This is a genomic window from Flavobacterium sp. YO64, from assembly GCF_004119505.1.
Lineage (GTDB): Bacteria > Bacteroidota > Bacteroidia > Flavobacteriales > Flavobacteriaceae > Flavobacterium > Flavobacterium oncorhynchi.
Genome location: NZ_NRQV01000028.1, coordinates 37,064 through 50,980, shown reverse-complemented (window position 1 = coordinate 50,980; position 13,917 = coordinate 37,064). Strand labels below are relative to the sequence as shown.

The window sequence follows — 13,917 nt, the reverse complement described above, 5'->3', positions numbered from 1 at the left end:
ATTCGATGATTGAGTTCTAAACTTTTTAGTACTCTATTGAATTTCATTACTTCAATTGCATCATCTTCTATTAATAGTATAATTCTAACGATTTTGTCCATTTTATTAATTTTAAAGTTTGATGCATACTTATTCAACTTCAAAGGTAATTTTATTCCTTTTAAAGCAAGAGTCTTTTTTAGTTAATTCATAATATAGTGTAGACAACTGCAAAAAAAGTGTCGACGAATGGTATTTTATATGTAATTCATTCATAAAAAATATCCGGAAGCCAGTAAAAAACGACATCTAAAAAGGGATCCTAATACTTCAATCTAATTTTTATCGAATAGCCATTGCATCTGATTTTTAAAATTTCTTATATATAAGTAGAACGTCTGTAACTATATAATAAGTAAACTGAATATTAAAAAAAACAAAAAAAAGGACGATTTCCATTTTTAATATTAATTTATCGACACAAAATCATAATCAACTGTAATTCAAGCATAAAGATTGATTATTGATCGACAACAAACTGCTATTCATCGAAAAAACAAAAAACAATTCTTATAATCGTCTTAGATTTGTGTCAGAATTAAGGAACAAAAAAAATAAAAATTAATAAAATAATTATTTCCAAAAACAATTTAACAATGTCAGCAGTGATTGCAACTTCGATAGATAATCTATTCGATTTAGTAAACACTCAAAATTAAAACTATTTATCAACAAGAAATGAAGTTTCATTCAAATACCACTGAAAAATGAAAACAGCAATTACTTTAGCAAACACAATTCCTATTGGAATCAAATCTGAGCACTATTTAGTATTCTCCATGATTATTATAACTATTGGAAAAAACCTAGAGCCAAAGATCCCTATCGAAGCAAACACTTTGATTATGATTTTTTTAGCCATTTCATTAATCGGAATAACACTTCAAATTGTTAATAACCGTTTAAAAAGAAAATTTTATTCGATACATTTCAAAAACGGTATTAGTTACCATAAGTTATAGTATCAAGCAAAGAATTTTTTATAAGTTATTTGAAAAATGACAAACTAAAACTAATTTTTGTTTCATTTTTGCCACTGCCATTACCCTGTTTGCGCCAATATTGTTCCACTATTGCAGTTACTTCCAGAATTACATTGCCATTTATTGTTGTACTTTGCGCTTTTAAAAATCAATTTTGAAATTGCCTACACCTTCAAAAAAGACTTGCTAAGTACCAAAAAATATTACCACCTTTTTTGCCCAAAAAGCTCTGAGCTTTTATCCAAATTAAAATCATTAAAAGGCGATGTAATTCTAGTGAAGTGCTATTTTCTTGCTTCACAAACAAATTTTCGATACTACTTTTATTAAAAGAAAAAGTAAAATGCTTGTTGTAGGCTGATAAAATCTTCCGTCAAAAATTAACAGTTATACTCTTTTGGTAAAACAAAACAAAAGCAAGCACCTTTTTTATTATCTTCTCTATTCTTCAAATAAATAGTACCCACTACTCGATCTACTATGGCTTTTATTGTTGACAAGCCAATACCGGCATTTTTACCATATTTTGAGTTAACTGTTTCAAACAACTCAAATACTTTTAACCAATATTTTTCTGGTATACCTGGCCCATCATCTTCATAAACAAAAGAATAATTAGTTTCATTTTCTGTTAGTGAAATCCAAACATTACATTCTTCTTTGTCGGTATGTTTCGTTGTATTTGATAAAAGATTTTGAATAATTTGAACAAAACCTATTTTTGAATGCCTTATAAAGGTATCGCAATTCCTAAAATTTATATGAGTCGGAATATGTAAAGCACCATTATTAACTATATATTGAATAGTGCTTTCGACATTAAAATCTTCAAAACAAATTTGATCGTTACTAACTTTTGTATATTCTAAGATTCCATTAATTAAGAAATCCATGTATTCATTTCGAGAATAAATTAAATCGATGCAAGCTTCTAATTCTGTGTCTTCAAGGAGTGTTTTATAATCTTCTTTTATAAAAATTAATAATGAATTTATACCTCGTATTGGTACTTTTAAATCATGAGTAAGCCGATAAGCAAATTGGTCCAACTGCACATTTTTTTTAATAATTTCATCATTCAAATCTTCTAAAAATCTATTTTTTTTACGAAGTTCAAATTGCGAAATCACTTGATTGGCCAATGCCTTTAATGATTCTTGTTGGTTCTCTGTAAGACCTTCTCTTGGTTTTGTATCAATAACACAAAGCGTCCCTAAAGAATAACCGTCTTTGGTATTTAACGGAGCGCCTGCATAAAACACTACGTTTGGGTCATTAATTGTTAACGGATTATCATGAAACCTTTCGTCTTTAGTGGCATCAGGAATAATAAATAATTCATCCGGTGTGTTTATTGCATGTGCACAAAAAGCAAAATCCCTTGGAGTTTCGGTTGCATTTAAACCATGATGCGATTTGAACCATTGTCGATTATGATCAACTAAAGTGACCAATGCGATGGGTGTACCACAAATTTGTGCTGCTATTTTGGTTAAGGCATCATACTCATCTTCAGGCAATGTATCTAGTATTTTATAAGCATCTAAGGCTTCGAAACGAAGATGCTCGTTATCAGGTATTTCAGGTTTTTGCATATAACTGAATTTTTATTTTTTTCTATTATAACAAACGTAATTATGTAAGGAAGTTCTATTTCTTTTAACGATAAAAATAACTAATTTTCCTTAATAATATACCTAATTATTTTAAAACTAGCCTACATATAAAATTCAATCTTGTTCAAAGCGAATTTGTTTGTATCAAAATGAGGCTTCATTTTGTTCTTACTATCCCGTTTACCCTAATGCTAATTTAAATATATTAGTTTTTTTTTCTTACAAATTATCAAAAGGTTTTCTATTTAATCGGATATATATTCCTTCAATAACTCAATTCTACATAAACAGGCAAATGGTCGGATGGATATTTTAAGTCTTTTGAATCACTTAAAACAGCAAATTTTTCTACTTTAAAACCAGTATCTTTAGATATCAAAATATAATCCAGCAATCGTGTTACGGGTTCATTGTGCTTAAAACCGTTAAAAGTTCCAGAAGGACCAAAAGGTAGTGTTTTTGAAACTTCTCTGGTATCTTTCATTTCTTTCTTTAGAAGAAAAATGCCCTCTGATTCAGGCTCTGAATTTAAATCTCCAGTAAAAATGACCGAATAATTTTTATTATTCACTTCTTTAATTTTAGCAAGAATAAGTTTTATACCATTTATTTTTGCCTGTTCACCAACATGATCTAAATGGGTATTGAAAATCCAGAAAAGCTGCTTTGTTTTTAGATCTTTAAACAAAGCATAGGTGCAGACTCTTTTATATGCCGCATCCCAACCCAAAGAAATTTCACCGGGTGTTTCTGAAAGCCAAAATGTGTTATTTAAAAGCATTTTTAAACGCTCTCTATTATAAAAAATAGTAGAGGATTCCCCTTTTCCAACACCTTCTCTTCCTATACCAACAAAACTGTATTGAGCAAGGTTACTTGCAATATCATTTACCTGATTTGGTGCCGCTTCCTGAATTCCAAATACATCGGGCTGATAAAACTGAATTTGGGATGTAAAAAAATCTTTGCGGTGGCTCCAGTCATTATCACCATCAACTGCTAGGTCTACACGAATATTGTAAGTCATTATTTTTAAATTCTGTCCATTGATTTGCATGGCCAAAAGAATCACTATCAAAAATTTTACTTTTCTCATAACTTTATTTTTATTCTGTATTGAATTAATTTATTTTTAAATCTTTAAAATTGATTTCTTATTTTCTATTATTTGCCAATAAAAACGCTGCTCTAATTATAAAGAGCAGCGTTCAAAAAAATAAAAAAACAAAACTAATCAATATGACCTTTTTGCTAATTTGCTAAAAGCCACATTGTCTTATTAATTTCATCATAACCTCCAAATTGACGGTTTAAGGCCTCCATCAACTTTTGACTGTTATAATTCAATTCCGAAGAAGGATATAAATATCTTATAGGCATACTAGTAGGACTATTAACGTTTAGGTTTGTTGTCGGGTCAATATTAAAATCCGGGTATTTATTTCTTCTGTATTCAAAATACGCAGTTTCTGCATCAACTAAAAAATTGAGCAAATATCGCTGCATCCAAACTTGCTTCAATTGCGTAGCTGCATCTGCCGAAAATGCTGCTTCACCGATAAAATAAGTATCAATATCATTTTGCACAATAGGATTTCCATGTGCAAAAGAAGCATCTGTACTCATAAGATTTTTTAAGGCAGCTTTCACTCCATTTTCATAATAAAGCTGTGCATTTGATGCAGTAATCCAGCCTTTAATGCTCGCTTCGGCCAAAATCAGTTCCTGCTCTGCATAGGTAAGCAGCCTTCTTGGATCGCTATTTTGTTTGGTTTGGTATCGCAGGTTTATTTTAGAATATTTGCCACCTGCATAATTAGCGTTCATTAGTCCATAATCTAATGAAGTTTTTACACCAGTATAAGCCATAAAGCTGTTTTGAGCTAATCCTTTTGCAATTTGATCTGCTGAGGGTTCTGCAAAATAAAACAATCTTTTATCGTTTAGTCTTTTTAGATTGTCTACTACAATATCACTTAAAATAGTTCTTCCGGTAAACATATCATTTGTACTGTATAATGGATGAAGGTTTACGGTATTATACTCTAAGCCAAAATAATCAGAATCATCTTGAAGAAGTATATTTTCATTAACTATACTGGCAAATTTCTCTTTAATTTTTAAATCAGCATCACTCTCTTTTGCACTGAGAGTCATTAGAACTTTAAGTTCAAATGCATTGCAGGCTCTTCTCCATCTTTGAGGATTTCCTTTAAAAATGGTTGGATCTCCATCAAAAGTCAAACCTTGTGAGAATTCAAGACGTGCTTGTTCCAATTCACCAAGAATCCCCATAAAAACTTCTTTTTGAGCGTCGTATTTTGGTTTATAATTGCCTTGCAGTCCAAGATTTGCTTCACTGTATGGAATATCTCCCATCTTCATGGTAAGGATATAAAAAGTATACGCTCTTATAAAATGACCTATTCCTTTATATGAGTTTTCTGCCGGGCTGCCTTGAGCAGCAAGTAACATTTTATCAATATCAGGTAAAATGGTCATTTTGTTAAAACTTGAATTGGCTATTAAGTTATATTGAGTTCCTAATTGTCCTTCATTAGCATAACCAACATATTTTGGCAAAGCATTTTCAGAAATATATTCTTTTGAATCAGTGCCTTGATATTTAGCAATACTCAGAATTATATTTGTAGCTAATAGTGAAGCACTTACCTGGGTAGGCGTATTAGGGTTGGTATTGATTTCATCAAAATTACTACAGCCAGAAAACATTAGCATACCTGTAATTGCAACGATTATTTTTTTCATATCAATAATTTTAAATTATGTTTACTTTTAAATTTAGAATTCAAGCTTAATATTGCAACCTACAAAACGCTGTGAAGGATCGCTAAAATTATCAACTCCTCCATCTGGATCAGAATATTTAAAATCTTTTGCCCAAAGGAATAAATTTTGACCTATTGCTGATACTGTAGCATTTTTTGCTTTTATAAAACTATATACTGACTTAGGAACACTATAAGTAAGTGAGACTTCTCTTAATTTCAAAAAAGTAGTGCTGTAAGTATCCGCAGGAGATGAATTACCTCCCCAGGCTGTACCTTTATGAATTCTTTTTACATAGTTCTCATAAGTAACAGGAACATCATTTGAAGCATATTGTCTGGTATCACTGGTAATATTTCCGTAAGCATTATAAGTTACTGCACCTGAAATTACTTTTACTCCATCTCCTACATAATTACTTGTACCGGTAGTAATATCTTTGTAACGAATATCATTTACAGAGTCAGGATGGTTTCCAGACTGCCACATATACATTTCGGTTGTAGTTTGTGCCAAACCTCCTACCCGTCCATCAACAGAAATATTCAAAGTGAAATTTTTATAACAAAGTGAAGATGTCAGCCCCCAAATCCAATCAGGATCACCATATCCATAAACGGACTCATAAGGAGAATAGACCGGTAGCCCATTTTCATAAATAACAGCACCATTTACACTTTTCTGAAAATCGTTTAAAACAAAAGCATCAACTCTGTTTCCAACTTTTACCCAGGGTCTATCTGCCGAAAATTCTTTGTCCAACTTGGTATAATAGCGTGCATATTTAGACCAGTTTGCCATTACATCCCATTGCCAGTCTGAAGTTTTTATTGGTGTAAAGTTTAGTGTAAGTTCAACTCCTCTTCGGGTAATTTCCTGATCTATATTGATATAATTTGAGCTAAAACCTGATGCACTGCTGACATTGGTAGCGGTTAAAAAGTCGTACATTCTCTTTGAATAATAAGTAAAATCAAATGACAAACGTTTTTTAAACAAATTGGCAGCTGTTCCCATCTCCCATGTACTGGCTGACTCGGGTCTAACTTCGTTTCCACGGATAACATCAGGATAAGATGCCGAGTTTAAACCTCCCCAGGAATTGGTTGTAATATTGTAAACCGAATTAATATCATAAACTCCTGCCGGGGTTTTAGATGAAGTCCAGGAACCGCGAAGTTTCCATAAAGTTAACCAATCAAATTTTGGTAAAACTTCTGAGACTAAAAAACTGCCTGAAACAGATGGATAAAGATAAGAACGTGTAGATTCAGGAAGAGTTGAACTCCAGTCCTTTCGTAAAGTACCTTCAAGAAAAGCCATTCCCTTCCACGATCCGGCAAGTCTTCCATAAAAACTGTTTACCTGTCTTTTATAAACAGAAGAATTCACAACAGCATTAGTAACAGAAGCCTTTAAAGAATAGAACCCAGGAACAGAAAGTCCTCCCTGGCTTCTGGCCTCAATACCTTCGTCCTGTGTATAATAAATAGTTCCTCCAAAAAGACCGTCAATATCAAAATCATTGATCTTTTTATTTCCATTTAAGATAAAATCAGTATTAGAACTATAACCACTTCCTAGGCCTTCATTATAAGATCCTTTTAGAGATTCACCCCAAATCTCAGTCCCGTTAAGAATAACTGTAGAGACACCGGCACCAACCAGAGACCCTTTTGAAACCCTAACTGTCTGTTTGTTATTATAGGTATCAAAACCAGTTCTGACAGTAGCATTAAGCCAGGGCGCTATTTCATAACTTGCCGAAACAAAACCGTTAAAAACATTGCGGTCTAAACTGTGTAATCTTTCAAATCTGTCAAAATAAGGATTATTATTTGTACCGGTATAACTGTTATTTTGCGACTCATTTTTTACAAGCCAGTAATCTTTATATTTTCGTATGTCGTAATCCGGAGATGACCAAACCAGAATATTATACATTGGATCATAGCCTTTATAACCATTAAATCCAATATTTGGCGAACTTTGCTTATTTATCGATATTGAAGATGATAATTTGAATTTATCTACACTAATATCTCCACCTAATGCATAAGTATATTTATCATATTGAGAATTTGGATATTGCCCTTTATTGCTAACCCAGGTTGCAGATGATCTAAGATTCCCGAATTCTCCTTGCTGTGTTACACTTAAGTTATTATTTAAAATGTAACCCTGATCCAGAAAGTTTTTAAAATTATCCTTTCCTACTGGTAAATAAGGCATCGATTTATACGATTTACTAACCGGATCCCACTGAACAACTTCTTGTCCTTCCATTGGTACTCCCCAAGAGCCTGTTCCCTTATACATATTGGTAGTAGCATCTATCTGTCTTCCAAAAGTCGTTTGGGTTTCGGGAATTGCCAGATAACCCGCTGTAAACATCGTACTGCTGTTTAACGATACCGTAAGGCCTTTTTTAGAACTTCCTTTTTTGGTTGTTACAACAATAGCACCGCTGGCGCCACGATAGCCATATAAGGCTGATGCAGTTGCTCCTTTGAGTACGCTTAAAGATTCTATATCATCAGCAGGAATGTCCCTGAGAGTCATGTTTCCATAAGGTACTCCATCAATAACTAATAAGGCACTTTCGCCTCGAATTTCAACAGTAGGGGATTCTGCAAATTCAGTACTGTTTTTTACAAGTAAACCTGATACTTTACCAGTTAATGACGTTGCAACATCTACACCTTTTACCGTTTGTACTGAAGAGCCATCGACTTTTTGTACAGCATATCCAAGAGCCTTTTCTTCTCGTTTAATTCCTAAGGCAGTAATTACTAACTCGTTTAGTGCTTCAGCTTCCTCTTCAAGGGTAATATTGATTGTCCTATCTTTTTCAACTTTTTGTTTAACGGTCTTAAATCCCATATAAACAAAAACTAGTATTTCTCCTTCTCCGGCCTCAATACTGTATTTTCCGTCTAAATCCGTTTGCACCCCTACTGATGTTCCTTCAATCAGAATTGTAGCTCCGGGAATTGGTTTACCTAAATTATCCGTAACTGTACCTGAGATTTTTATTTGCTTTGCGACATTTACTGCCTTTTTACCTTTAGCAGGATTATTCATTTTAAAAGTAATCAAACCATCATTTATCTGATAAGCAACTTTAAATTTAACAGCAGCTTCCTTAAGTAATGCTGCTATTGTTTGTGTTCCTGAACTAAAAGGAACTTGAGTTTTAAGTTTTGCAACCTCATCAGAATAAAGAAGTGAAAAATCAGTTTGACTTTCAATAGCTTTAAATAAAGCTTTGAGTTCATAAACATTTTTTGAAACTGATACTGGAGTAGATTCTGTGCTTTGCGAGGTAAATGCTGACGCAAATGTCACTTGTGTCCATAACGTAACCAAAAAAAAGAAAAGTATATTCTTTTTATTATTGTTTTTATTTGTTACAAGATACATAATTTGAATATATTTGTTTTATGTTAATTATTTGCAATTAATGTGACCCGATGATTGGTGGCCGCCATGTTCGGGTTTTTTTTATATTTTTTGAGTAGTTTTTCAGTTTTGCATAGGCGCTAGTTTTTACAGGGTTTTAGTTTAATTTTTATGGTGTCATTTTTAATTGTGCTATATTCCATATCATTAATGAAACGAATACTGCTTAAGATTTTTTCGATGTCATTGCCTGAGAAATTTCCACTAATAGTATTGCATTGATAAGGTTTTGAATCCAGTTTCAGTACCACATTGTATTTTCTCTGTAGTGTTAGCAATACCTGATCTATCTGAGCGTGATCAAAAAAGATTCTTCCCTCTCTCCATGCCAGGTAATTTGATGATTCGATATTATTAGATCTTATAAAAGCCCCTGAAACATCATCATAACTCACTCTCTGATTTTTAGTGATAATTTCGGATTTAGATGAATGCTGATCTGTAACTTTTACCTTTCCGGAAACAACCGTTACTGACGCAAGACCTTTTTCATAATTGGTTACAATAAATCTGGTTCCCAGAACCTGCGTTTTAAAATGAGCTGAAGAAATTATAAATGGATGTTTTTCTTTGTGTACAACTTCAAAATAAGCTTCTCCTTTTAAAGTAATTTCTCTGGAATCTTCTCCAAAGTGTTCCGGATAAACTATACTGCTTCCTGAGTTTAAATAAACCACTGAGGAATCAGGTAATCGTACATTTTTTTGCTCACCAAATTGTGCAGCAACAGTAATAAAATGATTCGTTTTAAAAATAGAATTAAAAGTAAACAGCAACGTTCCTAAAAGTATAACAGCCGCAACAGATGCCGAAATTCTATAATAATAGGTTTTCTTTTTTCTTTCTAAACGTTCTTCTATTTTAAGCAAAATACGATCTCCCAAAACATTATCAATATTCTGTTCTGTAATACCGTTATATTGAATTTTGTTAAAATAAGTATCTATTATTTTTTTTCCTTTTCAGAAGATTTCTCTTCACTGTATCTTTTAAAAAGATGCTTGTACTGTTTTTGCATATGACTATTTAATAAGGTCTTTATTATATAGTACACGAAAAGCAGGCAGCACCTATAAAATTTTTAAAGGATTACAATTTGTTAACATTCTTAACAAAAAGCTTGAAAAGAACTCTAGCTAAGAACAAAAAATAAGGATGGCCAATAATTTAATGAAGTAATCATTTTCTGTCTTTAACATTTTTAAAGCCTTATTAATTTGATTTTCAACTGTACTTACTGATATCTTTTTATATTCAGCAATATCTTTAATGCTCAGCTTTTCATAAAATCTAAGATTAAAGATATCAAGGCACTTAGGAGGTAAAATTTCATGTGCCTTTTGTCTGACTTGCTCAACGATCTGCTCTTTTGGAAATTCAAAAAATTCTTCCTCATCTATCAATTGTATAGATTCTTCTAAAACTTGTAATTCAAAAACTGTTAGTTTCTTATATCTAAGCCTTTTAGCGCATTGGTTTCGAACTGCCTGAAACAAATATGCTGTATAATTTTGAATATCAGTATCATTCATTCGTACCCAAAAGTCAATAAATATTTCCTGAATAATATCTTCTGTTGATTCTTTATCACGCAAAATATTAAAAGCAAAAGAATAAAGGGCTTTCCAGTTCTGCTGGTAAACTTTATTGAAAACAGGTTTTTTGTCTAAAAAAGTATTGTATTCTGCGTTCACTACATTAGTTTTAGTTTACTGCAAAACTATATGGCCCTTACCTAACTTTACTATTTATCAATATGATATTTTTATTAAATTTTTAATTAATCAGAAAACAGGCTTGATAACTTAAAAATGATCTTGATAAAGAGGTAAAATGTTATAATAATAAGTTCTATAGAATCTGTAAGCATAAAATATAAGCCTTTAAGTAATTTTAAAATTAAACTATTAATTTACAGAATGATATAAACATAGTTATCCATTATCTAACCTCCTGAATCTTTCTAGGCATATGGATTTTAATCTTTGAGAATGACTTTTTTGTTAAATACTTTTATGACTGCACTTTATTGTATTAAAGATGCTGGACACTCAGATTTGGATCACAAAATTGAATTAATTCCATTCGATAAGTTAGAGTCATTTTAAAAAAAATATTTATATTAAGAAATCTTAAGTTTTTAAAAAGTATAAATGAAGTACTGTTAAAGGAACTACAATTAAAACTAAATGAAAAGACAATTAAATAATTTAAGCTCATGAATTTTTACATCAATCCCCAACGGAACATCCAAACCAAATTCATAAAGCCAATGGAAGAAAGACACTAAATATAGTAAGCTAATCTCTTCAAACCTCCATAAATTTTGTTGAAATTTATCCCGTTCCTGTCACCACACTGCCAAAAGGCGCCAATTGAAGACAATTGACGCCTTTTTTATTATACTTTATAAATTTATTAGTCTAAAGAGCCGCACTATGCTATATTTTATTGCATCAGTATTAAAAGGTGCGTATTTAGTAGTTCTGAAAGATACGTTCCAATGTTTAGATTCTTCATTTATTCTTTGCCGAAAGTACTAATAGCTTTAAGAGAATTGCAGCGTATGATATTAAAAAAAGTGATAATTTACAAAAAATACAACAATTGGCTTCGAATATGCATTTTTCAAAAGATAAAATAGGACCTTTAGGCGGCCCTTAGCCCTGATAACAGTGAAAATCTTTTTGTGCCAGTGTTCTGCGCAAAAGATTGGAACATAAAGCGGTAAGAGCTCCAAATAATAATAATAATAATAATAATAATAATAATAATAATAATAATAATAAACCTAAAAAATAATATTATCTACAATTGACGATGCTCACCACTCCAAAATAAATTCCGCCAACAACTCTTAACGCCTGATTAACTCAATACTCGATTACTCAAGCCCTGCAGAACGCTCCCGGCTTTTGTACAATCAAAAATAGAAAAACTTTATTTTTTCGACAGCAAAACAAAGATCCCTAAATGTCCGAAAATAGCTATTGCGTGCATTTAAATCGGCATAAGCGCAATGTTGAATCCTAGCATAAACCACAATCACAGCCCTTATCTTCATTATTTCTTCAATATCCCGATAACTTAAAGTAAACCTAACTTTAAAATATACTGCCAGCAGAATAATTGACTGAGGATAACAATGAACTTCGGTATTCATTTTTCGCTAGGTTTAAAATTATAAAGATAAAGTTATCCTAATGCGACAGAACCATTTTTTTCGATTTAAGACATTGTAAAATAAAAAAACAGCGCGAACGGCTGTTTTAATTTTTATGCGATATTACTATAAATCTATGATTTTCTTTAAATGTTAGATAGAATAATTAACCATCAATACATCTGGTATATTATCATAATACATTTTCTTGAGATTAAAATTTTTAGATACTTAAACTTCTTCCACTATCAATAATTTTCCCAGAACCAGCTGTGTGATCATTTAGAAAAATTTGGGCATCATTTTCAGTGTTGCTAAATCAGCATTATCTTTAGAAAGTTATACTTTTAAAATTCCAGAATTAAGGCCTATTATTTTAGAATTTTTATGAAAGTTTAATTTTATATTTTTCTTCTGCTGATGAAGGGCTTATTTTCTGCGTAAACTGTCCAATTTGGAACACTTTTTCAATAAACTCGATCTTTTGATCCAAGGAATTATTTTCATTTTTTAAGTGGACTGCAAAATGGTTTGTTAATTTTTGAATAATTCTGGAACTGATTAAATCCATTTGAACTTCATCAAAATTGATTATTTTCTTTTTTTGAAAAGCAAATTCAGCCGATACAATATCATTTAGTTTCGCTTTCAATGCATGGATGGTTGGCGCACATTTTCGGCCGTTTACCCAGGTATTCAGTTCTAATTTCAGATCATCAATAATAGCTTCTGCAGCTGGAATATGCTGTTTTCTTCTTTCCAGCGTGTCATCAGTAATTTGAGATAAATAATCCAGATGTATTAAAGTTACACCGGGTATTTCTTCTACATTAGTATTTACATTCCGTGGAATGGATAAGTCCAGAATCAATAATGGTTTATGTAAAGCAAGCGATGTTTTGTCAATAGTCGGGTTTTGTGCTCCTGTAGCTACAACCAGCACATCTGCCTGCTGTAGTTCTTCTTTCAAATCGTCGTAATCTTTTACAATAATATTGAGTTTTCCTGCCAATAATTCGGCTTTGTTTTTTGTTCTGTTTATAAGAGTAATATGGCTGTTTTTAGTATGTTTTACTAAGTTTTCACAAGTATTTCTTCCTATTTTTCCTGTTCCGAATAACAAAATATTTTTATTTTCAATATCTGCCACATTTCGTATAATATACTGCACTGATGCAAAAGAAACGGATGTTGCACCAGAAGAAATTTTAGTCTCTGTTTTAACTTTTTTGCTCGCTTGAATAACAGTATTTACCAAACGGTCCAGAAAAGTGTTTACCAAACCTTCTTGTTTACTATGATTAAAAGCGATTTTAATTTGGCTGATAATTTCGAAATCGCCCAGAATCTGACTGTCTAAACCTGTCCCTACCCTAAACATATGATTAACAGCTTCTTCATTCTTATATATATAAGCAGCCTGCTGAAACTCTTCAACAGAACCATTGCTATTTTCGCAAAGCAATTTGATGAGTTCATAAGGATGATGGGCAAAACCATAAATTTCAGTTCTATTACAAGTAGAAGTCACGATTAATGATTCTAAGCCTTCTGCTCTGGCTTGCATCAATAAATCAGATTGTGCTTGAGTATCTAAACTAAATTTTCCTCTAATTTCTGCATCTGCTTTCTTATAGCTTAGCCCTAATGCGTAAAAAGTGGTGGAACTGGACATATTAAAATTTTCCATATTTATGCTTTCCTTAAAAAGTTCAAAAAATTATTACTGACTAATTTATATATAACAACGCTAGAAGGACTTAATATATCGCTGTGGAATAAATTGATTCAAATTGGCAATTTTATATAATTTCCTGCCATTATACATTACATGAGAGTTTCAAAATATTTATATACTGATTCT

At 31.6% G+C, this 13,917-nt stretch carries 8 protein-coding genes; 1 reads left to right on the top strand and 7 read right to left on the bottom strand.

What is annotated here, in order from left to right:
* The first annotated feature begins 746 nt into the window (after positions 1–746).
* Positions 747–1,001, top strand: a complete 255-nt coding sequence (locus BOW57_RS16935; protein ID WP_129055928.1) for a hypothetical protein — start codon at positions 747–749, stop codon at positions 999–1,001.
* Positions 1,002–1,402: 401 nt separating this feature from the next.
* Here BOW57_RS16935 and BOW57_RS16930 read toward each other — a convergent pair whose 3' ends face one another.
* The 7 genes from BOW57_RS16930 to hemA form a co-directional block, all read right to left on the bottom strand.
* Positions 1,403–2,617, bottom strand: a complete 1,215-nt coding sequence (locus tag BOW57_RS16930; RefSeq protein WP_035625441.1) for an ATP-binding protein — start codon at positions 2,615–2,617, stop codon at positions 1,403–1,405.
* A gap of 286 nt (positions 2,618–2,903) precedes the next feature.
* Complete coding sequence (locus BOW57_RS16925; protein ID WP_035625443.1) at positions 2,904–3,734, bottom strand: endonuclease/exonuclease/phosphatase family protein; 831 nt, start codon at positions 3,732–3,734, stop codon at positions 2,904–2,906.
* Positions 3,735–3,889: 155 nt separating this feature from the next.
* Complete coding sequence (locus tag BOW57_RS16920; protein WP_035625445.1) at positions 3,890–5,407, bottom strand: SusD/RagB family nutrient-binding outer membrane lipoprotein; 1,518 nt, start codon at positions 5,405–5,407, stop codon at positions 3,890–3,892.
* Between the two features lie 33 nt (positions 5,408–5,440).
* On the bottom strand, positions 5,441–8,851 hold the full coding sequence (locus BOW57_RS16915) for a SusC/RagA family TonB-linked outer membrane protein (RefSeq protein ID WP_081912508.1): 3,411 nt from the start codon (positions 8,849–8,851) through the stop codon (positions 5,441–5,443).
* Positions 8,852–8,970: 119 nt separating this feature from the next.
* Positions 8,971–9,774 (bottom strand): FecR family protein, encoded by an 804-nt coding sequence (locus BOW57_RS16910; protein ID WP_129055926.1) that lies wholly within the window; start codon positions 9,772–9,774, stop codon positions 8,971–8,973.
* Positions 9,775–10,026: 252 nt separating this feature from the next.
* Positions 10,027–10,584: an RNA polymerase sigma factor gene (locus BOW57_RS16905; protein WP_070905662.1), complete on the bottom strand. Its 558-nt coding sequence runs from the start codon at positions 10,582–10,584 to the stop codon at positions 10,027–10,029.
* A 1,854-nt stretch (positions 10,585–12,438) separates the two neighbouring features.
* Positions 12,439–13,743, bottom strand: a complete 1,305-nt coding sequence (gene hemA, locus BOW57_RS16900; RefSeq protein ID WP_035625447.1) for a glutamyl-tRNA reductase — start codon at positions 13,741–13,743, stop codon at positions 12,439–12,441.
* Between the last annotated feature and the right edge of the window lie 174 nt (positions 13,744–13,917).